The following is a 26,171-nucleotide window of genomic DNA, read 5'->3' as shown; positions in this document are numbered from 1 at the left end:
ATCTCGATGAAAGGTAGCGATATTCCCCGGTTCAGTGCCAAGGATGTGAAGGTGGCCATCGTCGTCGATATGCCATTTGGTGCCGTTGAAAATGTCTGCGCGGGTGGCGAAATCGTGTTCGACGTAGACGACGTGAATCATGTGGTTCTCCTGGTCGTGGTGGTGGTTGTGCAGCAAGCTGGAGCCGATCGCCCGCCGGGCTGCACACCGGCGGGCGATCGGGGTTTCAGGCGGAGACGACGGTGACGACGCCTGCCGGGGTGAGCGATGCAGCGGGCGCGGCGAGGGTGCCGCCGTTGGCGAGGACGACCGTGTACGGTCCGCCTGCCGAACCGGTGACGGTCGCGTTGCCGGGACCGACCGTGGTGAGAGCTTCGAGCGCTGCCTTCACGGCCGCAGTCGTCGCGTTGAAGACGATGCCCACGACGGTCTGGTTGTCTACGCGCAGCGGGAAGGTGCCTGCCGTGGTGCCCGCCGGAACGGTGACGGTCCAGGTGGTCGGATCGTCGGCGTTCTCGTTCGCCGTGCCGAGCAGGTGGTTGTCGCTGTCGGCGAAGATGTCTGCGGTGACCGGGAAGGTGCGGACACCGGATTCGGACTTCGTCCACGCACCCGTGGTGAGCAGCGCGGGGCGAGTGGTCCACTCGACCTCTTCGACGTCTTCCTCGCGGGTGACGATCAGCAGATGCCGGTAGACGCCCTTGGGTACGGAGATGAAGCCGGCGTCCTTGCCGTAGGCGATACCGGCGCTGACCGCGTTGCGTTCGAGGGCGTTGAAGCTCAGCTCGAGCGTGCCCTTGCTGGTCTTGCCCTTGAAGCGAGGCTTTCCCCAAGCGTCGTAGAAGGTCTTCTCGACGCCGGGGGTGTAGGTGACGCCTTCGGTGCCGAGCAGGCCGAAGTCGAGCCACATCGCGCCGGGGGCCTGGCCGGGTGCGGGGACGGCATCGGTGAGGGTGCCGGTGTAGTTCGGGTCGAGGACGTAGATCTCGCCCTCGTCGAAGACGGAGGCGTTGTCGGGATTGATTACGGACATGGCAAATGACCCCTTTCAAGGGCAGGTGGCCTCGGGCGAGGCGGTTAGATTGCTGTGGTGCGGATGCGCACTCGGATGGTGAATCCGGCGATGCGTCCGCCGTTGGCGTCGTCAACGTCGTCGAGGATGGACGAACCAGCCATCACGTTGGTAATGCCTGGAATCCGGTGCGCGAGAAGCAGGCCCTGACAGAGCGCTGCAAGTTCCTTCGAGCGGGTTCGCCCGTTGGACCACACGGTGACGCCGATCTGCGGCACGGTGAAGATCGGCCACTCCATTGGCCCACTGTCGTCACGGACAACGATGAACGGGTCGGTGGCGACGCCGTCGACTTCGGGAACCCATTCCGGATCGAGCGACAGCGCGACTCGGACATCCGGATCACGTTCGGCGAGGACCGATTTAAGGAAGTCCTTGATCGGCTTCGCCGCGTCGGTTGCCTTGCGTGCCGGTTTCACTTGCCACTCACCTCCAGTCCGACGATGCCAGCAGCGCGAGTGAGGACACCGCGCTTGAGCTGTATCCCGACACCGCCCGGATGCTTGATCGCCACCGAACCCACCGGCCTGTCGGTCTGGTAGATCTCGACCCCGACCTCGATGTCGTCGCCGAGCTGGCTTCGCGCCTTCCCTGCGATCTGCTCGGTCACCTCGGAAACCATCGCTCGAACTTCCGAGCTGTTGAGGATTTCGCGGATGCCTTCGTGGTCGAGTTGAAACTCACCCTTTCCTGCCACGGTCAGCCCCTTCCGGTGACGGCGAGAACTTCCAGTCCGCGACGTCCGGTTCCGAATGCCGAACGCCAGTCGAGGATCCGAATGTCGTACGTCAGTCCGCGAACGATGAGCTGATCGTCGTTGGTCAGATCCGGCGCGGGCATGAAATAGACGGTGTGCTCGATGGTTTCACCGTTGCGCACCAGCGAAGCATTCTTCGCAGTGGCGCCCGGAGTGACCGCCTTCGCCTTGAGTGGAAACTTGGACACCGTCGACGTCACCGGGTCGTCGTTCTCGTCGAGCCCTCCAGGGTTCTTGCGGACCCTGATCACTGCTTCGCTCATGGCAGGCTCGGCAATCGGTAGCGGTCGAGTACTCGGAGTTCGTGATCGAAGAGTGCCGTTGAGCCTTCCGATGCGGAGAAGCTGAACGGGCCGATCGTTTCCGCGTGGCCACCGAGTTCGGAATTGACTGCCCTCGCCGCGGCTTCGAGGACGACGCCAAGCAGGTCGGCGGGCGTGTCGTAGCCGTGACGCATGTCCACCTCGATCGACCGCCACCGATCCGGCCACTGCCCGCGCAGCATCCCTTCGGCTGACCACTCGACGTCCGGGACCACCGCTCCCTGCACCTTGACCTCGTTGATCGAGACTAGGCGCAGGGTCGGTAGATCCAGGACTTTGCCGCCGTGCCCGTCGAGGACGATCTTCTCGTCGACGACGGGCGCGACGTGCCAGCCGCAATACGAGCGCACCGCGCCGGATGCGACACCGAGCCGCCACTCCTCGAGGTCGTCCCCGGCCATCAGGGCGGTGAACTGTTCGATCCCGATCAGTGGCTGCATCTCATGCCCCCTTGTTACGAGTCCGAGTGCGTGCCTTGTTGATCACTGCTCGCGTCTTCGTGATCGGGGTCAGCCCGCGAGCCTTGGCGTCCTCGTCGGTGAGCAGAACGGTGTGCGGCAGTCCGGCTACTTCGATTTCGTATTCACGCACTGCCGTCCCCTTACGCTGCGGGGGTCGAGGACAGGGTGAGCTTGACCAGGCCGAGCGGCTGACGCAGGGCGAGAGCTACGCGCTCTTCTGCGCGGATGGTCACCATGTTGTTGGTGAAGTCGTCCGCGTGCGTGTTGACCGCTTCGACGCTGACGCCGCCCTTGCGGTACAGCGTTGCCGCCGTGCCGAATGCGCCGACGAGAGCGGTTCCGGCTGCGATCGCCGGTGTGACCACGGTGCGCAGTCCCCAGATCGGCGGGTTCTCCATGATGCCGCCCTGGCCGTATTGGCCGGCGAAGTAACCTCCGCCGAAGTACTGGCCGTTGCCGTCCTTGGAGAGCCGGAAGTTCTGGTAGTCCGCCGGGTTGATCACGATGCCGTCCGCGACGAGACCCGATCCGGTGGAGATCTTGGTCAGTGCACGGAACACCGAGTCAGCGTTGTCCTCGATGTTCGCCGAGGTTTCGGTCTGGATGCCCGAGCGCTTGAGCAGACCCAGCTGGTTCTGTCCGGTGCCGGTGCCGTTGAGGAGCTGCTGCTCCTCGAAGACGCCGAGCTTGTACAGCAGGCGGCCGTCGATCTCGGACTTGATGAACGGTGCGTCCTCGATCAGCTCGTCGGACACCTTGACCCAACCGGCGATCTTCTTGAGAGCGTCGGTGACCGAGGAGGGCAGGACGAAGTGCATCTGCGGCTTTGCGCCACCTTCGGCGACGCCGGCGAAGTCACCTTCGGCTGCACCTTCCACCAGGTAGGTGATCGAGTTGCCGGAGATCTTGCCCTTGCCGAGCAGATCGGCGATGACGAGCTGCGGGCGGTAGCCCTGCACGATCGTCTGGTCGAAGTCGGTCAGGTAGGGCGTTCCCGCCGACCATCCGGTCAGGACGTGAGAGTCGGTCGCCGCCTTGAACTCGGGCGCCTGGATCGCGAAGCGGCCACCGCGGGACTTGATCGCGTCTGCCGCATGCTTGACGAAGTGGTCGCCGAGCGAGACCGACTTGCGCGAGGAACGCCCGGCCTTCGGCGCTTCACCGGCAGGCTCTTCGCCATCGGTCGCGTCGGCGCTCTCGTCGGCGAGTCCGTCGAGCTTGCCGAGCAGCGCCGCGGCCTCGGAAGCCTTCGCGATACTCGCGTCGAGAGTTTCGACCTCGGCGACCAGGGTGGCCACTGCAGCGGACTGCTCTTCGGTCAGCTCGACACCGGCAGCCTTCGCGCCGGCCACGATTGCGTTCGCGTTCGCCAGAGCGGCAGCACGCTTTTCCTTCAGATTCATGGGTGCTCCTTCAGAGCGAGAAGTGATAGTTCGAGTGCTGCCAGGGAGACGGACGGGCTAGGCGTGGTCGATCCGGGCGAAGTCTGCGCAGACTTCCCTGGGGACGGTTCCGTACCGCTGGTCTGGTCCTGGTCTTCTGTCTCCTCTTCCGCGTCAACGGGGAGAACGGCTTTGAGAGATTCTGCGGCCACTTCGAGTTGCGTGATCGTGTCCCGAATCGCGGTCTCGTTCTTGGACGAGAGCACGCGTCCGGCCTTGGCGCGCAACGAGCTGGCCGCAGCTTTGACGGATAGGATCTCCGTCTCTTGATTCGCGCCGATAGGCACGACGGACACCTCGAAGAGATCGAGTTCCTTGAGTGAGTAGTAGGCATCCCGCCAGGACTTGCCCTCGCCAGTGGGTTCGATGAACTCACCTTCGACGATGGCGAACGCGAACGACATCTGAGATACACGCCCAGCCTTGAGGAGTCGATACACCTGGGCCGACTTCGGAGACTCCAAGTCGATCCGGGCGTGAACCTTCAGGCCCTTCGCATCCTCCTCCGCCTTGACGATCTGACCGATGTTGAAATCGGGATCGGCGGTGTTGTGTCCCCACAGCAGCGGGATCGGGATGGCCTTCTCGGCCCACGCTTTCAGGGTGTTTGCGAACGCACCGGGTTGGACTACGTCACCGTAGGAGTCCTTGTTCCCGAACACGCTCGCGTAGGCGATGAATTCACCCTCCTCGAGCCCATCGTCGGGACCGGCCTTGAACTGGACTGAGCAAGCTTTGGTCTTCACGGCTGCACCTCCTCGGTGTCAGTGGGTGGTGCGCTGAGCGCCTGGTTCAGGTTCGATGCGAGCATTGCCGCGTCACCGCCGAGCGCCGGCATGTTCTGCGTTGCGCGCGCTTCGTCAGCAGTCATCCACGGGCGGCCGGTCGCGGTCTGCAACGACGCCGCCTCTTCCTCGAAGGAGCCCTTCATCTTTTCCTTGACGTTGAATTCGACCTGCTTCCCCGGGTCGACCCTCGGTACCAGGAAGGTGTTGATGCGGTCCTGGACCATGCGCAGCGTCGGACCGAGGGTGTCGGAGTACAGCATTCGTGAGAACTCTTTGACGTTGCTGTAGTTCGCGTTGTCGAGGATGCCGACCATGACCGGGTTGACGTGGTACACGCTCGCCACGGTGGTCAGCGCGAGTTTGGCCGAATCGACATACTCGTCTTCCTTCGACGAGAAGCCGAGCTTCTTGATCTCCATACCGTCTTCGAGGAACGGGGTTCCGCCTGCACCGCTGCCGGAATATGAATCCCGGTACTGTGCAGCCCACTTCGCCTTCGCCTCCGGCGACCACTGTGGTGCATCTTTAGGTCTGGTGATGTACGAATCGACGCGAGCGCCTTTGTCCCACCGCTGCTTCCGGTACTCCTGTGCCGAGATCTGCTCACTCAAAACACTTTTGAGTGCCGACACCGGGGAGCTTCCAATACGTGTGTCCTCGGGCGACCAGCCGTGAAAGACGAGCATGTACTCCGCCGGGATGGTCAGAGTCTCAGTGACCTCGGGCAGGGAGACGTCGTAACTCTCGATTCCGAATGCGCCGGCGGTCTTGGCGTCGGTGATCCACGAGGGTCTGATCGGTCGAATGATCCAGCCGCTCGGCGACTTCGCGTCCTCGGAGACGAACCAGTATGCGATGTCGTAGAGCGCCAGAGTCGCGATCAGGTCGTAGACCAGCTCGTATGTCGTCTGATCGGGGTTGGGTTCCCGGATCAGGTCGACGAGCGCCCCGTCCCTCGCGCGCGCATGGTTGCCGTCCTCCGACTGCTCGAAGCTGTGGAGGCCGAGCTGTGCGACGTTACGAGCGAGGAATCCCACGACGGTTCGTAGGTTCGGTTGTTCACGCCACAGTTTCTCGACGGTCTGCCCGCGCATGCCCGAGAGGTTGACTGTGACGTCCGGTGCCGATCCAGCAGTGACGCCGGGCGGTGTCTTGCTTCCGAACCCAAAGAAGGCGGCAAGGCCCATGGTTGCCTCCTCAGAGCATGATGAAATCGGTTTCTTCGTAGGTTGAATCTGGTTGTGGTTCTTCCACTTCGGCCCAGAGACCGAAGCGTGCGAGGGTCACGGCGACCATCGGCGTGATGACGAAGTCGCCGCGCCTGTCCCATCCCCATGCGCCACCGGTACCGATGGGCCGCTTCGACGCGGACTTGAGTGCGTCGAGCATGAGTTGATCGCCGGTGTGCGAGATCAATCCGTCCGGCAGCTCGTTGTCGATCGCGCTGCACGCCTGACCCATCTGCGAGGCGTTGGTGACAATGACCTTCACGCCGGCCGCTTCCAGATCGGGCACGAACGCGAACGCCGGGGACTGACGATCGATGACGACCGCGCGCGGCTTCTCCTTGAGCCAGATCGCGATTGCCATATCGACCGGACCGCGCAGAGTGCCATCCTTTTGACGGACTCGGGCGGACTTGCCGTGGTAGATCAGCTCTAGGTGCGAGCCACCGTCATCGCGGAAGGTTGCCGCAGCGATCGTGCACGTGAGGCCATCGGGCGAGACGTCCATGCCGATCGCACTGTCGTTGCGAAGGATTGGTTTCGGATCCGTGCGCGCAGACCAATCGTCAGGCTTGATGACGTACTCGGGCGTTGCCGCGAGATCGGTGGGCCAGTTGCCCACGGACAGTCGCTCGACGAGGAAACCTGGGAGCTGATCGGCCATGCCTGCGAGTTCGTTCTCGATGTACTCCTCGTCAAGCAGGTACCCGAGCGAGGGGTTCGACTCCTCCCAGCGTTCACGGTCCTCGCACCACGCCAGCAGTTCCTCATGTGACGTCAACTCGGGCGGTTCCGTCGTGGACCACTCCATCCAGCACAGCGCCGGATCGGCGCCCTTGAGTGCGCGCTTACGCAGTGACGCCCACTTGTGGCAGTACGCCTGGTCGGTCACATCTGCTGCGCTCGCGAGATACCAGATCTGCGGGTTGTCGGCGGTTGTCAGAAGTGGGGTCAGCGACTTGATCGAGGCGGGCGAGAGGTCCATTGCCTCGTCGAAGATCAGTCGATCCACAGAGAATCCGCGAGCGCCCATGTTCGTACGCGTCTTGAACCGGATGATCGAGCCGTTCTTGAACTTGATCGACTCGAATCCGTGTGAGCGGACTACGCCCTTTTTGCCGGGGAGCAGCTCGGCCTCGATGAGCGGATGTGACCGGATCAGCGTTTCCAGCTTCTCCATCGACTCCATGGCCGTCGAAAACTTGTGCGCCGTATGCAGAATCGAGACGCCCGGCTCGTTGATCATCCAGCCGAGCTCGACGACCTCGATGCAACCGTTCTTCCCGTTCTGGCGTGCTACCAGCACAGCGACTTCGTACGCGGCCCAGCGACGGACGCCGGACATTGTCAGCCGGTCACTCTTGGCCATGCCGTTGCGAACGACGTACTGCTGCCAGGGGAAGACATCGCGGCCGCCGACAGTGGCAACGTCGATCGCATCATCTCCGGCAGTGGTCGACCATGCTGGTATCGACTCAACCCGTGGCGTTTGCCTCCCGCGCAGCGCGGGCCTTGGCGAGTTCATCAGCGAGCGTCGCCCCCTCCTGCGGCTTCGCATCAGCCCGAACGAAGAACGCGTTGATCTGACGCAAGGTCGTCGCCTGCTGTCGCGCCTCCTGCAATGCGCCGTCGATCCGGATCACCAACTCCTCGTCGTTGTCCCGAGCAGCGACGAGCGTCGCCCAGGTGTCGTCGTCGCCAGAGATAGCGCGGTCTAGCATCCGAAGTCGGTCGGAGATGCGTGCACCCTCGGCGATCATCGACAGCTCGGCTACTGTCCGAGCTTCGGCTGTCATCTCGTCCCAGTAGGCCTGCCCTACCTGGCCCAACTCGATCGGCTCGAAGATCTCCGCCAGCTCGTCAGCGCCCACTGTGGAGCCTCCTTGCGTGTAGCCCAGCGATTCGGGGAGAGAAGCCTGACTGCCCAGCGAAGGGAGTCAGGCGGTGGGGGCCTTCCCAGCGATCTGGAGGCCCCCTGGCTTGCGGGGTCAGAGCCACTCACGCGTCGTCAGCGTGGGGCTGAGCTGCGATCTGAGGGCCGGGCGGAGGTGATCCCGGCTTCCGTCGCCACGACTGGCATTGCACCGCTTGTGTAGTAGTCGGTCCGCTTGAGTGCCGCCATTCGATCTAGAGGTCGAGTGATCGGCTTCGAGCGGGTGTCCATCCCAGTTCTTCAAGGGCTCCCGAAACAGTCGATTACCGCACCAGTAGCACTCGGTTCCATCGACGAGGTTGCGGAGGAGCCGCTTTCGCTGCTTCTGATGTGACCAACCCAGGCCCTTGGCTGTGGTCGACTTGGTCGTAGCCATCAGCTTCTCGCGTCGATCTGATCACTGAGCGACTCGGCATACTCGGTGAGTCGAGCAACTGCATCCCAGTTCTTCATGCGCTCGGCTCGTGCGATGAGAACCTCGCAGTCATACAGGCGGTCATAGAGGGTGGGCATCACGTACCCGCTGCCCGGTGCAGTAGGCACAGTTCGATGTGAACGAACATCTCCTCGGTGATCGTGACCGGTCCGAGGATCTTCACCTCAGAGCATGAGTAGCCGCGTGCGCCCTTGGTTGATCGAGGTGTCATGTAGGCCCAGCGCCGAGCCTCGGGGTGCACCATCTGGTACGTAACGATGGTCGCCATGTCGGGTGCGATGAGTAGTGGGTTGGGCATCATGACCTCCACATGTGAATGAGTCGGACTATCACCCAACGGATCAGTGCGAGGCTTGGCATCGCTGCTCTCGCTGCATCATTCGGCGCGACCACCAGGCGTCGTCGAGGATCTTGTCGGCCTGCACTTGAATGTTCGGTATGCCGAGGAAGGGACTGATGTAGTCGAGGCCTTCTTGGATGACGCGCGGGAGCGCAACGCCTTCGAAGACTGCGAGCAGGTCACCTTCGTATGCGAACTCCATCAGATCACCCACTGTTCGATGAGTGCCCACATGATCCGGATTGCTTCGATCAGGTCGAGGATCACGTGAACTCCCATCGTCGTGCTTGTTTCTCAAGCGGAGAGCAGAGGAGTTGAACCCCTGGCCTTTCGGCCCGTGCCGCGTTCGAAGCGGTCCCGCCACCACTGGCGGTTTACTCTCCAGGGCCCCGCCTGCAGGCCGGGGCTATTCAGTTGTTCGGCTACCGATCTACCCGGATCACCGTGTGCCCCACGACAGCGGGGACGTTGAGTCCATCCAGGCAGCGGCGCACTACGGCGGGAGGCCGTCTTGGTGCGGGCTTGGATTCCGTGCTCCCGGCGTGTGAGTCAGGACCGGGCGGTGACTTAAACCTGGATGGAAGATTGTGGCGTTGATTCCTGGAGCACCCACCGGTGATGTTTCGGCTAGTGCATCGACAGATCCAGACGCGCCCCTGGACGACAAAGGCGCGAGGCGGACTTTCATCCACTACTCGCGCCAACGCGCCTAGCGTAACACGCGAGGTGCGGCTAAGAGATCGCCCACTCCGCCTGATATTCCGGATGATCCGAGTAGGTAGACGCGAAAAGACGTAAGGCAGTCTCTCGTGCCGCCTGACCGCCTTCGGTCCAGGCGGTGCGATGTCCCTGATCCTGAACCCAACACTCATTAACGTACTCAGCAATGATTGCTCGCTTTGCTGCCAACTCACGCAGAACGCGGGCAGGGTCATGACGAACGATGTGCTCAGCCCTCGAGTCGTCAGGCGCGGAGCCATCCCCGTACACAACCATCCGCCGCGCGCCGTCAATCACGCTATTGACCCCATCGCGGCGCCACAGACCCTCGTCGCGTACCGAGCCGGATGAGTCCCACCCCGCAGCATCCCGAGCGACCTCCTCGTCCTCATCCAACCGTGCCTCGAGAAACTCGACGATCGTCACGCCGCCACCTTCCTAGCTCGAACCGGCACATCCAAGTGCTTGTCCAGCACCTCACCCATCAAGAACACTTCCGCTCTCGACAGCACTCCACACCACTTGGCCACGATATGCCCACCTTTCCGAAGCGCGTCAACCCGATTGGCCGTCAACCCGCGATACTCCGGATACTGACGCGCCAGCAGTTCGGCGACCTGGACGATGCCGGCGCGGTGCAGCATCCGGGCTCGTACGCGCTCGAGCACTTCATCCTTCTCATGAACAGGTACCGGATCTTCGGCCGGGATGTCGACAGTCGCCCAGCAGCGATTCATCACCTTGCTGATGTCGACGTACGCCGTATCCGCGCCTTCGGTCATCGCGAGCGAGATGATGTTCCGTCGCAGCCACCGCGCCAACCCGAGCACCGATTCCTGATAGCCGTACGGGAGTCGGTTCTCGCTCTCCCGGAGCGGGCCGACGAAGTCGAAGTCGTGCGTGAACCCAGTCGGCATGTACGAGATCCCGCGGGAATCGCACACGTGGCGAGCCCAACCTGCCAGCTCGTTGAACAGGAGGTCGACTGCGTTGCTTGCGCCGAGGTTGAACGGCAAGGGCTGCTCATCGGTGCCCGATGCGATTTTCATTCCGCCCTTGCCGATCCGATCCTGTCGGTAGGTCGTGACTGCGAGGTCCTCCGCGAGTGAAGGGATTTTCTTCAGCAGATCCAGTAGAGCTTTCTGATCGACCCTCGGTAGGTAGAAGTGATCCGCTTCGGTCGTCCCAACGCTCATGGTCACACCTTCCCAACAGTCCGCAACTCTGGACTGATTCTACCACATATCACACCCAGTTACGTTGTGCCACAACATTTTTCACTTGACCCTCCTTGTCGGCCCGTACGCGGTCCTTCGTGTTGTCGCCGGATCTCGGACCCACATCGGCGGAGCCTGCTTGGGTAGTGACGCGAGCGAGTACGCGGTCGGGTTGCCGTCGTCAGGCCACTCCTCGCGAAATGACCACTTGCCCAGCGGGACGGACTCGACCGGCGACGGCAACTCGAACGGCTTTCCGCCGAAGTCCTCCCCCGCGCTGTCGGGCAATATCGTGCCCACCGGTGCGTAGTACACGCCAGGCCCCAACTCAGCCCATGAACCATCGGCGCTCATGTTGCATCCCCAGGAGTGAAGAGGACGGTGAAGATGGGGGCGGCTTCGGCTATGACGACTTCGGTGCTGGTTTTGTGGTGGTTCTTGTCGACGCCGGGTGTGAGCCATGTTCCGGCGAGATTCTTTTCCCAGATCAGGAATTCGCCTCGGATCACTGATCCTGGTGGAAGTTCGTCGAGGTCATCGGGTGTCTCGACCGTGCGGGGCTTAGACCAACCAGCGGAAACCAGTGCGTTGGCGGAGTAGCGTGCGAATTCCCTCGTTGCACCCTGGGTTTGTAACTCATCGGCCAACAGTGCGGCCCGTTCGTCCCTCGCGGGTGTGGCCTGTGATCGGATCTCACTCACAACGACTCCTCGGAAGGCTTGCGGTTCAGGCGGTACGCCAGGGCGACGAGCACCTGGTGCGGGATGGGGTCAGGTTTGGGATTCGATTTGGCGCGCTTCACGATCCGCACCGCGTTGCCGTCCACCTCCCACAGTCCGCACCCGTCCGGGATCTCCTCGGGCTTCAGCAGTCCGGCCGGTGTGGCGTAGACGAAACGGTTGGTGATCTTCCGCCATGGCCGCCGCTTCTCCTCGGTCTCGCGGAGGAAGTCGGCTCGGCTAATCTTCACCTCGATTGCCGTGCGGGTGCCGCCGCCGTCGAGCATGAGTGCGTCGATGCGGCGGAACGGCTTGTGCGTGTCGAGGATCCGTTCGTGATCTTCGGTGTAGTCCGGGGTGCCTGGCCAGTGCTTGTTCGCGAAACCAGGGTGCTGCGTCTTGTAGAACGCCCGCCACGCCTCTTGTCGCTCCGAGTCCTCTACAACCACTTCGTGAACGAACGCGCAGCCTGAGTGTTTCCGTGCGATCGCATCGAGTACGGCAGTTGCGTTCATGATTCCCCTTCCAAAGCTGCGCGGACACGAAGGCTCAACACTTCCCGGCCCTCCCGCTTGAGTTCGGAGGCGAGTTTCTCCACCCTGGCGATCGTGGACTTGAGTTCCGTGATCCGCCCGTTGGTGTGCTGCTCCACCACCAACGCCACATGCGCGGCATGGATTCGTTGCGGCCCCTCTATACCGCATGAGCAGATCCAACCGTCGTGGTGCGGTCGCTCCTGGTGCGCTGCGATGAGGTCGGTCAACCCCGGATCAGGCGCGGTCATCGGATCCACCACTTTCGTACTCGCTTCACCTGTCCGCCGATCTGTGAGTTGCATTCGTCGCACGGTTGAAACACCCACACCGGATGCATGTTGTAGACGGCCTTGTTTTTGAAGCAGAGCCAGCACAGGAGGTTGTGGGTTGCGCCCATGCCCAGGCTGCGGATGTCGACCTCCACCGGATCAGGCGCGGTCATGACGACACCTCCTCGGCCGCAACGAACGGGGCGAAGTTATGCATCTCATAGTCCGCGTAGTCGCCGGACTCGTTGACATATCCCGATGGCCGGTGTGCGCGCCTTACGCCAGATGAGTTGACCCATATCGTCTCTGTCAGCAATCCGTTTTCCGTCGTCCCGTGATAGGGCTTATGGTCCGGCACCGCATCCCATGTCTGCCACTCGGTTTCGGTGGGGGCAGCTTCCCTCACGCCTAGCCTGGCGCGTAGGTCGGCAGCGAGTTCCGGGTAATCGGTCTCGCACGATGCGGCATAAGCGGCGAGAGCGGCTCGGGCATGGGGATCACTGTCGTACGAGAGGACGAAGTATCTGCGCCCGAAGTTTCTGCCACCCTCGGCATCTGAGCCGTCGACCCTACGAACGATGTACTTGTCAGTCAGACCGGCGGGGTTGGTGCCTTCGATGTTCGGCAGCGCGTTCCGCACCCTGGCGATCGTGGCCTCAGCCTTCTCGGCGCGGATCTTCCAGCCTTCGCAGTCCCGGGTCTCGTCCTCCACGCTGAACGTGAGCGTCCGGTTCTCGGCTTCGAGTTCCGTGATCCGCCCGTTGGTGTGCTGCTCCACCACCAACGCCACATGCGCGGCATGGATTCGTTGCGGCCCCTCTATACCGCATGAGCAGATCCAACCGTCGTGGTGCGGTCGCTCCTGGTGCGCTGCGATGAGGTCGGTCAACCCCGGATCAGGCGCGGTCACGACGACACCCCCGCAAGCTGAGCCATCAACTGGCGGCCCACAAACTCTGCGTACGCTGGCGGAATTGCCTCCGCGATGTCCTTGCGCACATCAGTCCAGTCGATGCCCATCGCCTTCTGCCATTGCGCGACAGTTCCTTTGCCGCCACCATCGCCGTACACAGCGAAGTAGGGGCCGTCGAACCACTCACCATGCCGGTATCCAGCGACCCGGCCGCGATGCTTCCGATGCGCCGGTTGCGCGACTTCGAAGCCTGTGACCTCGAAGTAGCGGTGCCGGATCACACCGAGCCCGAACATTTCCCCACAGAGGGTGAGGTCGCGTCGGAGGTCTGAGCCTTGGACGTTTTCGATGATCGTCGGCACCGTGAGTTCCGCGAATGCTGCGCGTGTGGCGGGGATCAGGTTGATGTGGTTGCCGGCAGTTGCCTTCTGATTGCCTTTGATGAGGGTGCACGAGGCCTGGCATGGAGGGGAACCGTGTACGGCGTCGTACTCGTGTCCGTGTGCGGCGAGGTATTCGAGTGCGTCGCCTTGGATGAATGTGTCCCCGGCGTAGTTGGGTTGAGGGTTGATGTCGACGCCTGTGACGTGGAATCCGGCGTTCTGGTATCCGCGGGCAGCACCACCAGCGCATGAGAAAAGGTCGAGAAGTTTGAGGCTCATGTTCACCCCTCCTCGGCCGCAACGAACGGGGCGAAGCCCTCTGGCAGTAGGCGCTCGGAATCGTCGTACACAAAGTCGCCGTGGTCGTTGAACTTTCCGATCCGGTATCGAAGGCGCGGGGTGACCGCTGGCGCGTAGACGCAGATCCTTCCGTCACGGTGCTGCCACGGTCCGGTTTCGGTGGGGGCAGGGACAACCGGCGAGGAGGTGGGCTTCTGCCAGCCGTTGTGTTCGTCGTACGGGTTGAGCGGCGGGTCGATCGAGATTCCCGACGCTGTGGATTCACATCCGGCATGGTTGTATCCAGCCTCGAAGCCGTCATCCCAAGCGCCTGCCATTGTCTCCTCCTCTTTCGTCTCCTCCTCGGCGGGTTCGACAGGGGCGCAATCACCCTCACCTCTCGCGCAGGCATCGCGGCTCCATCCGCAAAAGCTGCAGAAACCTTCCGCCTGTGTCACTCTCTCGGCGGGTTCGGTTGCCGGATCCGGCTCTGACTCACCCAGCGAGTACGGGTTGCTGGTGTAAGCATTCCCGCGTGTCCCATCCACGCCGGCATCACTGTCGGTCACTGCCGCCTGATAACCCTGCTCCCAAACGAAGTACGGATGCTCGGGATTGGGGACAGTTTCGGGGATCTCCACGTCACCGTCCGTCGATGCGAGAGCGGACTTGATTCGGGCGAGCGTTTCCGGGTTCCGCTGTAGACGTGCCTCGTCATGTTCAGATGTAGGAAACTTCTCACGGAGTCGATCGCGTGAACTGTAGTCCCCGCGGCCCTCCCAGATCACGTTGAGGAAGTCTGCCCACTCCTCGGCGGTGAGTGCCATACCGCCGACAGGGATGTAGTTGCGGCCGGTTTCGTAGCCGATGGTGAAGGCTTTCGCGAAGATGTCGCCAGCGGCAGTGCCTAGCTCTTTGTCAGTCATGAGTTCTCCTGTGCAAGTGAGTAGTTGCGTGCGATGTTGCGGCTGGCGAGTCGTGCGACGTCGTAGGCCGACCGCGCGTGCCTGAGTTGGCCGCCTCCGATTCGGGCTTCCCATCCGGCCTTCCGTCGTTCTCCGGGTGAGACGAGCACTCCGGGGTAGGTCCCGAGTGGTTGTGAGCCGTTCTTGTTGGGTCGGATCTGGATGACGTGGTTGGTCCAGGGGAAGCCGAGGATGGCGCCGAGTATTTCGGCGGTAGCGAGCAGTGCTGTGGGGTCGACTGCGGCGCGGCCTTTCATGTGCCAGCTAGGTCGGTTGATGGTTTCGATTGCAATGAGTTCGGCTTCGTGGAGGTCGTGGAGTAGGACGGCTGTTGTGACGACGTCACGGACGTAGAGCCTCTGTGCCGGAAAATAGTCACCTTCTGAGGTGATCGTCCGGTGAGCGAGGATTTGGTCGCCAGAGAGGACGCAGAGCCCCGTTGCGCGCGCTCCCGGATCGATCCCGAGGACTGTTCTCATGCTTGGTCCTTCGCTGCCCGGTACTTCTGGATGCCCCAGGCGATCGCGTAGCAAGCCATCAGGTAGTGGAAATCCCACTCGCGAAGATCCCACTCCCACGTGTCCGAGAACTCCCACACTTCGGACGAGCCCACGTCGGTGAAACTCCACCGCGCGAGTGCGTCGCGGGTCAGGGATTCGTCGCCGATGATGGCAATGTCGAGAACCTCCTCACATAGCGAACGAAAGGCAGGCCCGGCAGAGTCGGACATCCAGTGGCGCTGTTCGAGGAACGCTTCGACGATCCGGGCCTTGGCCTTGTCGGACTCGTACACGCGGGTCTGGACACTGCGGTTGGTGATCTTCTCCGCCCAGTACTGGGGGTTGATCCGTCCACGGTCCATCGCGAAGAACCCGAACATGTCGTGCTCACGGGAGAACGTGAATGAGTCGAGGTCACCGTCGATGCACAGGTGCCCCGGCCAGGTGACGAGATCCCAGTGCATCATCGAGGTTCCGGGCTGAGCGAACCGAACGTGCCGGTACACGCCGTCATCGTGGAGGATCGTCATCTCATGCTCGGCGGTATCGCGATCGAACCATTCCTTGGGCGTCATGGCGCGTGTCATGCTGCACCGCCGAGAACGCAAACCCCTGTGGATAACTCAGATGCCGGCAAGCGAAGCGCCGGCGAATCCCCCACACCCCGAGCAAATTTCGGTCGTTTCTCGCACGCGTCTCTTACGTAGGAAGAAGAGATTTCTCTTGAGTATTTATCTACGTAAGTCCGTACGTTCGTACGTAGGGTAGTGCCATTGTCAAATTGGAATGGCAAATCGAGTTTTGCCATCGTTTTGCCATCGGTTTTGCCATATGGCAAAAGTGCCTTCAGTTGCCCCATTTTGCTTCCGCTCCCTTCTTGCCTGCTGCGCTTCGTGTGTCGTGTAATGCCTGCTGAGCGAACCCAACGACGTTCCGGTTGCCGTAGTTCTTGATCCGAAATCCACCGCCGGGAACCACTTCCCAAAGCCCGCAAATGACGAGCAGTTTCGCTTCGCCTGGCGTGCAGTGAATGAACGGAAGGGCCGCTTTTTTGATGAGCCCATCTGTGCCGTTTCCGGCCGAGTAGAGGTAGGAACAGACGTAAACAAACGCTGCGCCCTTGCCTTTCGGGCTCTCGCTCAGGAGGTCGAGGATCTTGTCGTGCGTCGGAAGGTTGGTGTCCGACCGCGCCCATGGGAGTCCCACTAGCTGCCTTTCGTGGCCGCATGCTTGTTGCTGTGGGCGCCGAAGTCTCGGCCTCCCGCGATAGCCCACCGCTCGTCCGTTTTGATGGCCCACGCGAGGCACTCCTCGCGGACAGGGCATTCGAAGCAGATTGCGCGGGCGGGGAAGCTCGCTTCGCGACGCGCCTTCTTGTTGTGGACCTGGTTCGGGAACCACAGCTCAGGATCGTGATCGCGACACTTGGCACGTGCGCGCCAATCGATGTCGTCACTCATGTGAATAGCTCCTGTGCATAAGCCGGGCCGCCACCGCCTCGATGGCGGCCCGGATCTGTTGCGGGGTCGGGGATTACTGGGCGGGTTCGCCGCTAGTAGAGGCGCCGGATACGGTGCCGACGATGTCGCCGGATGTAATCCGAGCGGGCGGGAACACCTCGTCCTTGTCGACACCCTCGCGAGTGATCGAGGTGTAGGTGACGCCCATCGTGGCTACGTCAGCCGGTGTCCACATGCCACGCTTGCGGTCGAGCTTGGTTTCGAGCTGCTCGAGCTTGATTCCGATGCCGGAGAATGCGCCGACCATCTTGTCGATGCGGGACGAGAGCGGCTCGCCTTCACCGTTTTCGAGCGTGGTTCGGCACAAGTCCTGCGCCTCCTCGGTGAAGTACGTCGGGAGGACGGTAGCGATGCACTCACGGACCGCTCGGGCGCCGACGTTCTGGTTCGACAGGTAGATGTCGCCAAGGTCGGTGAGCTTCTGCCGACTCTTGCCCTTCATGCGTTCGTGAGGTGCGATGAAGTTGCGCACCGACCGGACGTTGGTCTGGACATCCCAGGCGAATGCCTGGATCTCGGACTCACCCTTGACGTCGTCGCGTCGAAGCTCGGTGACGCCGTACTGGATGTTGCCCCAGATTCGGGCGAGTTCTCGCATGAGGTGGACGGTCGGGCCGGTGCCGCGATTGGGGACTGAGTAGAAGGCTCTGCCTGCCATCGACAGTCGGCCGCAGACGTACCGCATGTCGGACTCTGCACGGTTCATATCGCGCGGTACCTGCTGTGCGACGACGACGGCAGCCTGGACTTCGGCGACTGCGCGAGCCTGCTCGACCGCGGTGGCCTGACTGATCTCGGTGGACTGCACCGCCGGTGTGGCGATGGGCTGGTAACGCTCAGGCGTTGACATTGAGTAGCTCCTCTTGCTGGTACATGGCCCACTGGGGCAGTTCGATTCGAGTGACGTCGTTGCCGTAGCCGGGCCAGATGCCGGATTCCATGCACCGGGCATAGGTCTCGATGGCGAGGCGGTTGAGTCGGCGGCCGAGTTCAACCGCCTCACGGTCGAGTTCGATGACGTTCACGAGGTACGGCGCGGCCTTCTCCTGGACGACGAACAGGAAGGCTGCGTTCGAGTCGGCGGCAACGGCAGCGAACCCATCGCAGTACCAGGGCTGCTGCTGGTGGTAGCCGTAGTCGGCGGCTGACCGGGCGAAATCGGCAGGTGCGGCCGAGTTGGCTGACTTGAAGTCGACCATCGCGGTGCGTCCGTTGGCGAACCGGGTGATCCAGTCGGGTCGTGCGCGGAGCCGGACGCCAGACTCCTTGTCGGTCCAGTAGATCGACTGCTCTGGTGAGCCACTCTCGAAGAGTTTCGCGGCGATCGGATGTGACTTGAGCTTCTCGGCCATTGCGACAACGACGGCGTACTCGTCCGGCTTGAGCGGAACATTGCCCGCGGCCCTGGCAGTGGCGACGAACTCCTTCGCTTCCTTGGTGCTGACCGCGCCGTTCGATGCGAGTACATCCTCGGGGATTTCGACAATCTTGGGGCCGTAGCCGAGAACCAGCGTGTGTGCGGCATGCCCGAAGTCGAACGCCTTCTTTGGCTTCAGCTCGTTGTCCCGCTCGTGCTTGAACGTTGCCGGCGTCGACGGGAGTAGTAGCTTGCGGGCGCCGGACGACGCGAGTGACGTACGGTCGGCATGGTAGATATGGTCGGGGATCGCGTCGTAGATGCCCGGCTCGGTTGGTGCGGTCACTGGTCATCCTTTCCGATTGCGTGAGCTATGCCGCTCGTGGAATGCGTGGCGTTGTAAACGAGTTCGCCGTCGATGTAGCCCTCGATCCGAACGCGGCGTCCCTCTCGGGTGATGACGGTTGTATTGAATCCGTCGCCAAATACGCTCATCTCTGCCACTCCTTCACGTCATCGCGCGGGTCATATTCGTGAAACGGGTCAGGGTCGGCGGGAAGGCATTCCTCGGAGAACGGGTCCACGTCGGGATCGAGATGAGAGGTCACTGGGGCGCACCTTCCAGGTAGGCGAGCGCTTTGATCTCCTCCATTCGGAAACCCGACCAGTGCACGATTTCCTGTCCCGACTCGACGAGGACCACAGGCATTGACGAGTAGCCGAGATCGATGCACTTCTGTCGTCCGGCCTCATCGACGGTGACGTCCACAGTGACGTAATCGATTCCGTGCTTGTCGAACTCACGCTTGGTGAAATCGCACTGCTTGCAATCGGGCTTCGAAAATAGGGTGACGTTCATCGTCTGCTCCAATCAAGTCTGAGGTTGTCGGGATGGGTGGCCCAAACATTGGGGCCGTATTGGACGTTCACGAGTCCGCGGTTCGCGATGTCGACGCTGCGGATGATTCCGGGCTCGGTCGCGAGAGTTGCTGGGTGCGTGTAGATCACCGGCTTGCCGACATTCTCGACGGCTTCGGAGAGTCTCATTCCTCCACCGCCTGTGATCGGGCGTGCTCGTTGAGGTCTCGGCGGTCGAGGGTCTCGCCATAGCAACCGGCGGGACGGCAGTTAGCGGACCGGGTCTTGGATGGGCAGGTAGTCCTCGGGCAGATCCACGTGTTGAGTGAGGAGTTCATTGGTGGTCCTGATCTTTTGCGATGTCGTAGTGGTGATCGGCAAGGTCGAACAGGCCCGGTTCGGTGTCGTACCAGTCGTTTCGGGTTACGGGGTCCTGTAGCGGGTCGGTCATTGGTCAACCTCCGGCACAACAACTTCGGCATCGAACGGAACTAACTTCGACTTCGCGAAGATGTTCACCGAGTAGTCCTGATGCGGGATCTGCATCTCGACGTGAAACGACCCCGAGGTGCCGGGAAGGCTTCGAATTGAGAAGACATAGTTATCGCCGCCCTCGATCAGTTCGACAGGCATGCGCCATCCGATGTCACCGAGAACGGTTATCGCCGTCTCTGCCTGATCTTCGGTGAGGCCCTCGGACTGGAGCTCTTTCATTGCATCCTTGTAGCTTTGCTCGCTCATGCCGCACCGCCGAGAGGTGCGATCGAGTAGAGCCAGACGAGCTCGACACGCTGCGGCCGAAGCTCCCAGAAGTCGGCGACCTTCGAGGTTGTTGCGTTGTCTGGCGGGGTGTTTTGGGTATGCGTCATCGCAAAATGTCCTTCGCAGGAGAAATGGAGAGTGTGGGAAGTTTGGGCCGGTGGCGTCGGGTTGCCGGCCATCTGGACCGGCACGGTCCTACAGTGGTGACGCCACCGGAGTCATTGGGTTACGTCGGAAGGATGTGCAGCTCGTCGCCGTAAGCGGAATCTGTTCCACCGCCGATGTATTCGAAGCGGAAGAATCCGCCGTACTCGCGATCAGATTTCTAGGCAGGCTTCACGCGGTCGAGAGTGGCGATCGGGAGGCCGTTGAAGGTGAGACTCATGCTGCAGCCTTCCGATCACGAATACGCTTGCGAATCAGATCGATTCCGCGCGGGGTGATGCGGAGCGTGTAGTGATTGCACGAGCCCCAGGTGTGATTGACGACTGTCTCGCGCGCCTCGAAGTGCGGCGCGAAGTCCGCGTAGAAGTCGTAGAGAACGTTCCCACACTGTGCGTGCCGGACAAAGATCATTCGCTCGTCGAGCAGGAAGGCGCGGAGTTCCTTTCCCTTCATGTCGAGGATCTTCGCGGCCTCGCCGATGAGCCGACTGCCAGCTGACGCGGTGAGATAGTTCTCCGCGAGTTCCGCCTTGGGTTCGAGCTCGGCTACGCGCTCAGTGAGTGCAGCCACGCGGGTGGCTGAAATCGAGAGCGCCTGGTGAATCAGTTCGTCATCGGTGAGGGTCGGTGCCGTGGAGTAGGTGCCGGTCTTGCGGAGGGCCGGGAGTACGGTGCCGGTGATCCAGCGCTTGAACGCTTTTGCTTCAGGCTTTCGACTCGTGAAGACAAGCGAGTAGAGGCCAGACTCAGTCACGTAAGTCGCGGACTGCATTCCGCCAAGGGTGTCGGTAGTACCGACACCCTTCTCGTCATCATCCAGCCGAGAGATTGCGTCCCGACTGTTTCGAATGTCGAGGATCGAGCAGACATCGGCGGCATTGAATGCGGGCTCGCCGTTGACGATCGACGTACGAAGACGGTCCTGGCCGTAACTGAAGAGTTCGATGCTCACTTGGCGTCCCCGTTGACGAAGTCGGTGTAAGCAGTCTCGGCATCGCGGGTCTTGTTTCTGGCGTGTGCGAGGTTTTCGGCGGCGTCAGCAAGGTTGGCCTGCGCGGCGAGGTAGATCTCCTCAGCTTTGCCTTCGTCGATCTGAATGAAGGTGAGCCTCGTGTGAAGCGAATCCTCAGTGACCTCGGTCGCCGGGGTAGCCGAAGCATCCCCGGCGCCGGGACCATCTCCTACGCTGTGAGCGCCAGCACCATCAACAGAAGGAGAAGAATTGTGAGTGCCACCGACAGGCTGAGAGACCAGGTCATCCCGCCCGAGTTGCCGATCACGAACGAATTCCGCGATCGACTCTTCGAGGTTATCGACAACGGGGCTCCAGATGAGATCGTCCAGCGCACCATCGCTGCCCTCTCCATGGACGCGGTTTTTAAACTTGAGCGGCGCCTCGTCGCTATCGAGGACCGGCTCGAGAAGTAGTCCGCCGACCTTGCCGATCTCCTCACTCACGATTGCGCGTACGTCGTCGTGGGTGAGGGGTTGTGCCTGCGTGCGTGACTGCGACAAGCGGGCTGCGTCGCCGAGTACCTTCTCGACGCTGGGCATTTTGTGCCCAGTGAACGTCATAATGTGCGCGCCGTCCGCCTTGAAGGTTCGCCCCTGCGTGGTAACGACAACCTTCTCGAGTACCTCGGTGAGCGCAGACACGAGGACGTCATGCAGGACGGGTTCCGGTGATGCGAGAGTGTCGCGCCTGCCAGCCGCCTCCTGTTCGCGGGCTGCGGCCAGGCTTGCCATTGCTGCATCCGCATCGGCCTGGGATCGCTTGGCAGCATCCGAGAAAATTGCCCCGGCGACATTTCCCCAAGCCTTGGCAGTCAGGCGACTGTTCATCCGGCGATTGGTGTCGGCGTCAAACACCTCCGCCACCTTGCGGGCGATGATGCGGCGCTGCTCACGGATACGTCGTTCGCGGCGGCTCAAACGCGGCTTACCTGGGTACTCGGACGCCCATGAAGTCGGGAAGATCTTTTGCAGAACGTCATGCCGGAGACCGCTGGTGTCGTGAATTTGCTCGGGTACCGAATTGTTCGTGTGTGTCGTAGTATCAGACATCAGATTCCTTTTCGGGGGATTGGATAGAGGCCGTCATCTGTTCGCGCAGATGGCGGCTTTTTCATGCGGTGCGCCGGAGCCGTTGAGGTTTGACGCCAGATCGCCAAGCGATCGCGTCAGCAGGAAGAATGAGCCAGCGACTTTTGCGGCTTCCTGTCTGTCTGGCGCGCAATTCCCCGCTCTGACAAGCCTTTAGGACGGTGTTGTAAGACGGGCTCGTGTTCGTCCCGGAGCCTTCCCATCCCAGTAGCCGCGCAATGCGTTCTGGCGGAAGTGGGATCTCGGCGTTCATGCGGCACTCGAATGGAGGGCGGCCGACGTGGGAATAAGCGTCTCGAGTGGGACGTCGAGCGCTTCGGCGATCAAAACCAGGTGATCCAGCCGAAAGGATCGATGTCCGTTGATCTGACGCTTGAGCGTGGTGAGCGGAATGCCGGTCGCTTCCGACAGTTCTTCATTGGTCACGCGGGCCAACTTTTTGGCATCTCGCACGGCCGCTGCTGTGAGTTCGTTGATTTGGACCATGCGGACCACTTTAAGGACCATACGGACCAAATGTCAAGCGTGGGATTCTTCGGTCAGACCAGTCGGTCCAAGAAAGTTTCTTTTCGGTCCAAATTGTGGTCTAATATGACCCATGGACATAGAGAGGCTGAACAGAATGGTTGGCGACGAGATCCGTGCAGCACGTGCAAGGCTCAATCTCAGCCGCGAGAAACTTGCCGAACTGTCCGGGATGAGTTCCAAAACTATCCAGCGCCTCGAAAGCGGCGAGAGGCCTGCAGATGTGACTCAGATGAATGCCCTATGTGAAGTGTTCGGTGAGTCGGTTGTCGATCTAGTGGGTCGCGCCGTCGCCCGAGTCGGATAGCAATTCGCGCCAGTCAATCCCGAGAGCGTGAGCGATCACCACAAGCTCCACAACGGTGACCTCACGCTCTCCGAGGATCAGCTTCCGGACCTGATTTGCGGACCTGTTGGTCAACAGTCCAATGCGCTCAACGCTCATCGAACGGTCGACAACAACCGCTCGATGCAACACGGACTCAATCGTCATTTACTCCACCTTTGGATCGCGCGTCCCGTTCGAACATCGAACAGTTCGAACATATGTTCGCACACACTGGCGACAATGGTCCTCAATTAGTCCGAATCCTGAGAGGGGTCATCCGTGGCAACCATCAAGTCGTACGACACGAAAGCCGGACTGCGATACAAAGTCCGATACATGAAACCGGATGGCACCCAGGGATCCAAGGGCGGATTTCCAAGCAAGCCGGCGGCCGAAAGTTTCGCCAACCGTATCGAGGTCAGGAAGCTCGACGGCGAGTTTGTGGACCCGAAGCATGGGAGGCTCACGGTCGAATCGTTGGCACAGCCGTGGCTCAACACCAAGAAGGCCAAGCTGAAGGCCTCCGCCTACAAGCCGCTCGAATCAGCGTGGCGAGTTCACGTAAAGCCCGAGTGGGGCACCGTGCGAATTGCGGACATCGAAGTCACCATGGTTGAGGACTGGATCACCGACCTAGTTACCGATCAGAGAGACCCTGCCAACCCGGAAGTGATTACCAGGAAGGCCGCGAGCGCGACAACGGTGATCCGTGCGCACGCCGTTCTCTCCGGGTTGCTCGACCGAGCTGTGCGTGACCGGAAGATCCTTGCGAACAAGGCCCGCGATGTAGACAACCTCCCCCGGAAAGTTGCGAAGCGGAAGATCTACCTGACACACACCCAGGTCGCCTCGCTGGCCGATAGTGCCGGCGAATGGTCGACCCTCGTCCTATTCCTGGCATATTGCGGACTCCGATGGGGCGAGGCGATCGGACTGCAAGTTGGCGACCTTGACCTTCTGCGCCGGCGCGTGAGTGTTAATCGGAACGCTGTGGAGGTCGGATCGGAGATCGTCGTGGGTACGCCGAAGTCGAACAAGCCCCGCTCGATCCCGATCCCCGCATTCCTTGTCGACGAGCTTTCGAAGCAATGCATCGGAAAGGGGCGCGAGTCGCTGGTCTTCTCGGGACCGGATGGTGATTTCATGCGGAGACCCAAGACGCCACGCGGGTGGTTCATCCGGGCCGTAGAGGCTGCAGAGCTCCCGACGATCACTCCACACGACCTTCGGCACACTGCGGCGTCACTGGCGATCTCAGCGGGCGCAAACGTGAAAGCTGTGCAACGGATGCTCGGTCACGAGTCCGCAGCGCTCACGCTGGACGTGTACGCCGAGCTGTTTGACGACGATCTGGATACAGTCGCGAGCGCGTTGGATCGAGCCCGATTGGCCGTTATCAATTCGTAATCTGTCCGAAAACTGTCCGCTCTCGCGATGGACGCCCAGATTCTGGACATAAAAAAGCCCCTCACCTGCACTCGCAGATGAGGGGCTTTTGTGGGCGCGGAGGGTTTCGAACCCCCGACCGCTGGTGTGTAAAACCAGAGCTCTACCACTGAGCTACACGCCCGAACTCCCGGTGAGACCCTCACCGGGAGTGCTCTAAGACTCTAGCGCGGCAAGCGCGTTTGCCCAAAGTCCGTGGTCACGGGCTTCACCGGGGCCGTTCATCTCGGCAAAGCGAATGATTCCGTCTTTGTCGATGACAAAAGTGCCGCGATTCGCGAAGCCCAACTTGTCGTTGAACACCCCGTACTTCTGAGCGACTTCACCGTGCGGCCAGAAGTCCGACAGCAAGGGAAAGGTGTACCCCTGCTCAGCCGACCAGATCTTGTGGGTCGGCGATGCACCGACGGAAATCGCAAGAATGGCAGTCTCGTCGTTCTCGAACTTCGGAAGCTCGTCACGGACCTTGCAGAGTTCACCCTGACAAGTCCCAGTGAAGGCCAAAGGATAGAAGACCAGCAGAACATTCTTGTTACCGCGGAAATCTGCGAGCGAAACTTCCTGGTTGTTCTGATCCTTCAAAGTGAAATCCGGTGCCTGGGCACCAACATCGAGAGGCATGTGCGATTCCTTGGGAAAGTACGGAAAAGGACCGGGTCAGCGCTTGTTGGCCGGACGGGCCTTCGGCTGAACCAACCGACTTCCCGACCATTCACCGAGGTTGGCTGCCGATGTCTGGGTCAGGCCGGCAGTCGGCGCCGATTCGGCGATCTCGCTGGGCTCGACGTGACCGTCGAAACCGGTCTTCGGGGTGAGGACCCACACAAAACCTTCGTCGGCGAGCGGCCCGATGGCATCCATCAAAGCATCCACCAGGTCACCGTCCCCGTCGCGCCACCACAGCAGCACGACGTCGATGACCTCGTCGGAATCCTCGTCGAGCATTTCCCCGCCGATGGTTTCCTCAACCGCGGCACGAATGCCGTCGTCGGTATCCTCATCCCAGCCCAGTTCCTGCACCACCATGTCAGTGGTAATCCCGAGTTTCTGAGCGTAGTTCTGGGCATCCGCCGCGGCGACCACGGTGGGGTCCTCCTTTTGTTGATGGTGTGTGGCGACCCCGCACACCTACCGTTTGACGATCAATTAGGGAAAGCGAACATGGTCTGAGGCGTTAGCGCAAGCCGACCACGCCGAAAACTTTCGTCAAAGATCGTCTTCTGACACACGCCGAACCATACGCCTGCGGATTACCGCAGGTCACAGGGATCCACATTCTTCGGAGATCGACTTGCGAATCGAATTGCTCGCATCGCTGATCGAATTGATTTCATCCGCCGAATGATCGCTCTCGATCACGGCAGCAGACGAACGTAGATTCGTGGCCAATTCGTCGAACAGTCCGGAAAGCGCCGCTGGAAGTTCACTCGAGACCGAGTCGAACCACGATGCCGTATCCCGCGCAGACGAGGCAGCAGTGCTTGCTTCGACCCTCAGGTCCGTCGCGCCTTGATTTCCGGCGTCGACGTAAGCGTTGAACGCGACCACGTCGTTTTTCGATCGAGAGACCGCTTCCTCACAGATCTCGAAGGCTGCTTCGGCAGCATCTGCTGCTGCTTTCGACGAAGACGCCGCGGCCACCGAAATGCTCACCTCGGATTGATATGCAACGGCTTGCGATTCGTTCGGAACTGCTGAACCGGTCACCGCCGCGGAGCACCCCACGATCACCGACAGCCCCACTGCGATCGATCCGATCGAGACCCACGCCCCGACCCTGCCGTAATTGATTTCTTTGTTTATTTTTTCCCACCCCTTCATACGTTCCG

Annotated in this window: 45 protein-coding genes and 2 tRNA genes; 3 read left to right on the top strand and 44 right to left on the bottom strand. The window is 61.4% G+C overall.

Annotation, left to right across the window (positions count from 1 at the left end):
* The first annotated feature begins 6 nt into the window (after nt 1–6).
* Nucleotides 7–246: a hypothetical protein gene (locus R4P65_RS09285; RefSeq protein WP_317826280.1), complete on the top strand. Its 240-nt coding sequence runs from the start codon at nt 7–9 to the stop codon at nt 244–246.
* Here R4P65_RS09285 and R4P65_RS09280 read toward each other — a convergent pair.
* The 39 genes from R4P65_RS09280 to R4P65_RS09090 form a co-directional block, all read right to left on the bottom strand.
* Nucleotides 227–1,033: a hypothetical protein gene (locus tag R4P65_RS09280; protein WP_317826279.1), complete on the bottom strand. Its 807-nt coding sequence runs from the start codon at nt 1,031–1,033 to the stop codon at nt 227–229. The genes R4P65_RS09285 and R4P65_RS09280 overlap by 20 nt on opposite strands.
* A 44-nt stretch (nt 1,034–1,077) precedes the next feature.
* The gene (locus R4P65_RS09275) at nt 1,078–1,491 is read right to left on the bottom strand and encodes a hypothetical protein (RefSeq protein WP_317826278.1); all 414 of its coding nucleotides are present in this window, start codon (nt 1,489–1,491) and stop codon (nt 1,078–1,080) included.
* On the bottom strand, nt 1,488–1,769 hold the full coding sequence (locus tag R4P65_RS09270; protein WP_317826277.1) for a hypothetical protein: 282 nt from the start codon (nt 1,767–1,769) through the stop codon (nt 1,488–1,490). The genes R4P65_RS09275 and R4P65_RS09270 overlap by 4 nt, the downstream gene beginning before the upstream one ends.
* A gap of 2 nt (nt 1,770–1,771) precedes the next feature.
* Nucleotides 1,772–2,092 (bottom strand): hypothetical protein, encoded by a 321-nt coding sequence (locus R4P65_RS09265; RefSeq protein WP_317826276.1) that lies wholly within the window; start codon nt 2,090–2,092, stop codon nt 1,772–1,774.
* Nucleotides 2,089–2,592: a hypothetical protein gene (locus R4P65_RS09260; RefSeq protein ID WP_317826275.1), complete on the bottom strand. Its 504-nt coding sequence runs from the start codon at nt 2,590–2,592 to the stop codon at nt 2,089–2,091. The genes R4P65_RS09265 and R4P65_RS09260 overlap by 4 nt, the downstream gene beginning before the upstream one ends.
* A 1-nt stretch (nt 2,593) precedes the next feature.
* Nucleotides 2,594–2,743, bottom strand: a complete 150-nt coding sequence (locus R4P65_RS09255; RefSeq protein WP_317826274.1) for a hypothetical protein — start codon at nt 2,741–2,743, stop codon at nt 2,594–2,596.
* A 10-nt stretch (nt 2,744–2,753) separates the two neighbouring features.
* Nucleotides 2,754–4,016 (bottom strand): phage major capsid protein, encoded by a 1,263-nt coding sequence (locus tag R4P65_RS09250; RefSeq protein WP_317826273.1) that lies wholly within the window; start codon nt 4,014–4,016, stop codon nt 2,754–2,756.
* Nucleotides 4,013–4,801, bottom strand: coding sequence for an HK97 family phage prohead protease (locus R4P65_RS09245; RefSeq protein ID WP_317557255.1), 789 nt, complete (start codon nt 4,799–4,801; stop codon nt 4,013–4,015). Before R4P65_RS09245 ends, R4P65_RS09250 begins: the two co-directional genes overlap by 4 nt.
* Nucleotides 4,798–6,030 carry a phage portal protein gene (locus R4P65_RS09240; RefSeq protein WP_317826272.1) on the bottom strand — a complete coding sequence of 411 codons (1,233 nt, stop codon included), beginning with the start codon at nt 6,028–6,030 and terminating at the stop codon, nt 4,798–4,800. Before R4P65_RS09240 ends, R4P65_RS09245 begins: the two co-directional genes overlap by 4 nt.
* 10 nt (nt 6,031–6,040) lie before the next feature.
* Nucleotides 6,041–7,594 (bottom strand): hypothetical protein, encoded by a 1,554-nt coding sequence (locus R4P65_RS09235; RefSeq protein WP_317826271.1) that lies wholly within the window; start codon nt 7,592–7,594, stop codon nt 6,041–6,043.
* Nucleotides 7,545–7,940 (bottom strand): hypothetical protein, encoded by a 396-nt coding sequence (locus R4P65_RS09230; RefSeq protein WP_317826270.1) that lies wholly within the window; start codon nt 7,938–7,940, stop codon nt 7,545–7,547. Before R4P65_RS09230 ends, R4P65_RS09235 begins: the two co-directional genes overlap by 50 nt.
* Nucleotides 7,941–8,377: 437 nt before the next feature.
* The gene (locus R4P65_RS09225) at nt 8,378–8,515 is read right to left on the bottom strand and encodes a hypothetical protein (protein WP_317826269.1); all 138 of its coding nucleotides are present in this window, start codon (nt 8,513–8,515) and stop codon (nt 8,378–8,380) included.
* Nucleotides 8,515–8,736 (bottom strand): hypothetical protein, encoded by a 222-nt coding sequence (locus R4P65_RS09220; RefSeq protein ID WP_317826268.1) that lies wholly within the window; start codon nt 8,734–8,736, stop codon nt 8,515–8,517. The genes R4P65_RS09225 and R4P65_RS09220 overlap by 1 nt, the downstream gene beginning before the upstream one ends.
* 43 nt (nt 8,737–8,779) lie before the next feature.
* Nucleotides 8,780–8,980, bottom strand: coding sequence for a hypothetical protein (locus tag R4P65_RS09215; protein ID WP_317826267.1), 201 nt, complete (start codon nt 8,978–8,980; stop codon nt 8,780–8,782).
* Nucleotides 8,981–9,077: 97 nt separating this feature from the next.
* Nucleotides 9,078–9,161, bottom strand: a tRNA-Ser gene (locus R4P65_RS09210).
* Nucleotides 9,162–9,510: 349 nt separating this feature from the next.
* Entirely contained in the window at nt 9,511–9,924 is a 414-nt protein-coding gene (locus R4P65_RS09205; protein WP_317826266.1) for a DUF6221 family protein, read from the bottom strand.
* Complete coding sequence (locus R4P65_RS09200; RefSeq protein WP_317826265.1) at nt 9,921–10,694, bottom strand: hypothetical protein; 774 nt, start codon at nt 10,692–10,694, stop codon at nt 9,921–9,923. The genes R4P65_RS09205 and R4P65_RS09200 overlap by 4 nt, the downstream gene beginning before the upstream one ends.
* Nucleotides 10,695–10,775: 81 nt before the next feature.
* Nucleotides 10,776–11,069 carry a hypothetical protein gene (locus R4P65_RS09195; RefSeq protein WP_317826264.1) on the bottom strand — a complete coding sequence of 98 codons (294 nt, stop codon included), beginning with the start codon at nt 11,067–11,069 and terminating at the stop codon, nt 10,776–10,778.
* Nucleotides 11,066–11,416, bottom strand: a complete 351-nt coding sequence (locus R4P65_RS09190) for a hypothetical protein (RefSeq protein ID WP_317826263.1) — start codon at nt 11,414–11,416, stop codon at nt 11,066–11,068. Before R4P65_RS09190 ends, R4P65_RS09195 begins: the two co-directional genes overlap by 4 nt.
* Entirely contained in the window at nt 11,413–11,949 is a 537-nt protein-coding gene (locus R4P65_RS09185; RefSeq protein ID WP_317826262.1) for an MmcB family DNA repair protein, read from the bottom strand. The genes R4P65_RS09190 and R4P65_RS09185 overlap by 4 nt, the downstream gene beginning before the upstream one ends.
* Nucleotides 11,946–12,218, bottom strand: a complete 273-nt coding sequence (locus tag R4P65_RS09180; protein WP_317826261.1) for a hypothetical protein — start codon at nt 12,216–12,218, stop codon at nt 11,946–11,948. Before R4P65_RS09180 ends, R4P65_RS09185 begins: the two co-directional genes overlap by 4 nt.
* A complete protein-coding gene (locus R4P65_RS09175; protein WP_317826260.1) occupies nt 12,215–12,412 on the bottom strand; it encodes a hypothetical protein in 198 nt (65 codons plus the stop codon). Before R4P65_RS09175 ends, R4P65_RS09180 begins: the two co-directional genes overlap by 4 nt.
* The gene (locus R4P65_RS09170; protein WP_317826259.1) at nt 12,409–13,149 is read right to left on the bottom strand and encodes a hypothetical protein; all 741 of its coding nucleotides are present in this window, start codon (nt 13,147–13,149) and stop codon (nt 12,409–12,411) included. The genes R4P65_RS09175 and R4P65_RS09170 overlap by 4 nt, the downstream gene beginning before the upstream one ends.
* Entirely contained in the window at nt 13,146–13,814 is a 669-nt protein-coding gene (locus tag R4P65_RS09165) for a DNA methylase (protein ID WP_317826258.1), read from the bottom strand. Before R4P65_RS09165 ends, R4P65_RS09170 begins: the two co-directional genes overlap by 4 nt.
* A gap of 2 nt (nt 13,815–13,816) precedes the next feature.
* Entirely contained in the window at nt 13,817–14,740 is a 924-nt protein-coding gene (locus R4P65_RS09160; RefSeq protein ID WP_317826257.1) for a hypothetical protein, read from the bottom strand.
* A complete protein-coding gene (locus R4P65_RS09155) occupies nt 14,737–15,258 on the bottom strand; it encodes a hypothetical protein (protein WP_317826256.1) in 522 nt (173 codons plus the stop codon). The genes R4P65_RS09160 and R4P65_RS09155 overlap by 4 nt, the downstream gene beginning before the upstream one ends.
* Nucleotides 15,255–15,866 carry a hypothetical protein gene (locus R4P65_RS09150; protein ID WP_317826255.1) on the bottom strand — a complete coding sequence of 204 codons (612 nt, stop codon included), beginning with the start codon at nt 15,864–15,866 and terminating at the stop codon, nt 15,255–15,257. Before R4P65_RS09150 ends, R4P65_RS09155 begins: the two co-directional genes overlap by 4 nt.
* A gap of 259 nt (nt 15,867–16,125) precedes the next feature.
* A complete protein-coding gene (locus R4P65_RS09145) occupies nt 16,126–16,485 on the bottom strand; it encodes a hypothetical protein (RefSeq protein ID WP_317826254.1) in 360 nt (119 codons plus the stop codon).
* On the bottom strand, nt 16,485–16,739 hold the full coding sequence (locus tag R4P65_RS09140) for a WhiB family transcriptional regulator (RefSeq protein WP_095971184.1): 255 nt from the start codon (nt 16,737–16,739) through the stop codon (nt 16,485–16,487). Before R4P65_RS09140 ends, R4P65_RS09145 begins: the two co-directional genes overlap by 1 nt.
* A gap of 73 nt (nt 16,740–16,812) precedes the next feature.
* Entirely contained in the window at nt 16,813–17,649 is an 837-nt protein-coding gene (locus R4P65_RS09135; protein WP_317826253.1) for a hypothetical protein, read from the bottom strand.
* Nucleotides 17,636–18,502 (bottom strand): PD-(D/E)XK nuclease-like domain-containing protein, encoded by an 867-nt coding sequence (locus tag R4P65_RS09130; protein ID WP_317826252.1) that lies wholly within the window; start codon nt 18,500–18,502, stop codon nt 17,636–17,638. The genes R4P65_RS09135 and R4P65_RS09130 overlap by 14 nt, the downstream gene beginning before the upstream one ends.
* Nucleotides 18,499–18,651, bottom strand: a complete 153-nt coding sequence (locus tag R4P65_RS09125) for a hypothetical protein (RefSeq protein WP_317826251.1) — start codon at nt 18,649–18,651, stop codon at nt 18,499–18,501. The genes R4P65_RS09130 and R4P65_RS09125 overlap by 4 nt, the downstream gene beginning before the upstream one ends.
* A 109-nt stretch (nt 18,652–18,760) precedes the next feature.
* The gene (locus R4P65_RS09120; protein ID WP_317826250.1) at nt 18,761–19,015 is read right to left on the bottom strand and encodes a glutaredoxin domain-containing protein; all 255 of its coding nucleotides are present in this window, start codon (nt 19,013–19,015) and stop codon (nt 18,761–18,763) included.
* The gene (locus R4P65_RS09115; protein WP_256082730.1) at nt 19,012–19,203 is read right to left on the bottom strand and encodes a hypothetical protein; all 192 of its coding nucleotides are present in this window, start codon (nt 19,201–19,203) and stop codon (nt 19,012–19,014) included. Before R4P65_RS09115 ends, R4P65_RS09120 begins: the two co-directional genes overlap by 4 nt.
* Before the next feature lie 258 nt (nt 19,204–19,461).
* On the bottom strand, nt 19,462–19,755 hold the full coding sequence (locus R4P65_RS09110; RefSeq protein ID WP_317826249.1) for a hypothetical protein: 294 nt from the start codon (nt 19,753–19,755) through the stop codon (nt 19,462–19,464).
* A complete protein-coding gene (locus R4P65_RS09105) occupies nt 19,752–19,883 on the bottom strand; it encodes a hypothetical protein (protein WP_317826248.1) in 132 nt (43 codons plus the stop codon). Before R4P65_RS09105 ends, R4P65_RS09110 begins: the two co-directional genes overlap by 4 nt.
* A 274-nt stretch (nt 19,884–20,157) precedes the next feature.
* Nucleotides 20,158–20,892, bottom strand: coding sequence for a phage antirepressor (locus R4P65_RS09100; RefSeq protein ID WP_317826247.1), 735 nt, complete (start codon nt 20,890–20,892; stop codon nt 20,158–20,160).
* The gene (locus R4P65_RS09095; RefSeq protein ID WP_317826246.1) at nt 20,889–22,004 is read right to left on the bottom strand and encodes a hypothetical protein; all 1,116 of its coding nucleotides are present in this window, start codon (nt 22,002–22,004) and stop codon (nt 20,889–20,891) included. The genes R4P65_RS09100 and R4P65_RS09095 overlap by 4 nt, the downstream gene beginning before the upstream one ends.
* 288 nt (nt 22,005–22,292) lie before the next feature.
* A complete protein-coding gene (locus tag R4P65_RS09090; RefSeq protein ID WP_317554957.1) occupies nt 22,293–22,529 on the bottom strand; it encodes a helix-turn-helix transcriptional regulator in 237 nt (78 codons plus the stop codon).
* Between the two features lie 112 nt (nt 22,530–22,641).
* Between R4P65_RS09090 and R4P65_RS33130 the strand changes: the two genes are divergently transcribed.
* The gene (locus R4P65_RS33130; protein WP_411194340.1) at nt 22,642–22,875 is read left to right on the top strand and encodes a helix-turn-helix domain-containing protein; all 234 of its coding nucleotides are present in this window, start codon (nt 22,642–22,644) and stop codon (nt 22,873–22,875) included.
* Here the strand turns inward: R4P65_RS33130 and R4P65_RS09085 are convergent.
* Nucleotides 22,843–23,061, bottom strand: a complete 219-nt coding sequence (locus R4P65_RS09085) for a hypothetical protein (RefSeq protein WP_317826245.1) — start codon at nt 23,059–23,061, stop codon at nt 22,843–22,845. The genes R4P65_RS33130 and R4P65_RS09085 overlap by 33 nt on opposite strands.
* 114 nt (nt 23,062–23,175) lie before the next feature.
* On the opposite strand from R4P65_RS09085, the gene R4P65_RS09080 reads away from it, so the two are divergent.
* Entirely contained in the window at nt 23,176–24,303 is a 1,128-nt protein-coding gene (locus tag R4P65_RS09080; RefSeq protein WP_317826244.1) for a site-specific integrase, read from the top strand.
* Nucleotides 24,304–24,394: 91 nt separating this feature from the next.
* On the opposite strand, the gene R4P65_RS09075 is transcribed toward R4P65_RS09080, so the two are convergent.
* The 4 genes from R4P65_RS09075 to R4P65_RS09060 all read right to left on the bottom strand — a co-directional run bounded on the left by R4P65_RS09075 (nt 24,395) and on the right by R4P65_RS09060 (nt 26,163).
* Nucleotides 24,395–24,466, bottom strand: a tRNA-Val gene (locus tag R4P65_RS09075).
* Between the two features lie 32 nt (nt 24,467–24,498).
* Nucleotides 24,499–24,963, bottom strand: a complete 465-nt coding sequence (locus R4P65_RS09070; protein WP_230813799.1) for a peroxiredoxin — start codon at nt 24,961–24,963, stop codon at nt 24,499–24,501.
* A 36-nt stretch (nt 24,964–24,999) separates the two neighbouring features.
* On the bottom strand, nt 25,000–25,425 hold the full coding sequence (locus tag R4P65_RS09065) for a DUF3052 domain-containing protein (RefSeq protein ID WP_230813801.1): 426 nt from the start codon (nt 25,423–25,425) through the stop codon (nt 25,000–25,002).
* Between the two features lie 177 nt (nt 25,426–25,602).
* Nucleotides 25,603–26,163, bottom strand: coding sequence for a hypothetical protein (locus tag R4P65_RS09060; RefSeq protein ID WP_317826243.1), 561 nt, complete (start codon nt 26,161–26,163; stop codon nt 25,603–25,605).
* Nucleotides 26,164–26,171: the final 8 nt, after the last annotated feature.

Source organism: Rhodococcus sp. IEGM 1318 (assembly GCF_033142465.1).
Taxonomy (GTDB): Bacteria; Actinomycetota; Actinomycetes; order Mycobacteriales; family Mycobacteriaceae; genus Rhodococcus_F; species Rhodococcus_F qingshengii_B.
This window is presented reverse-complemented; position numbering and strand designations above follow the sequence as displayed.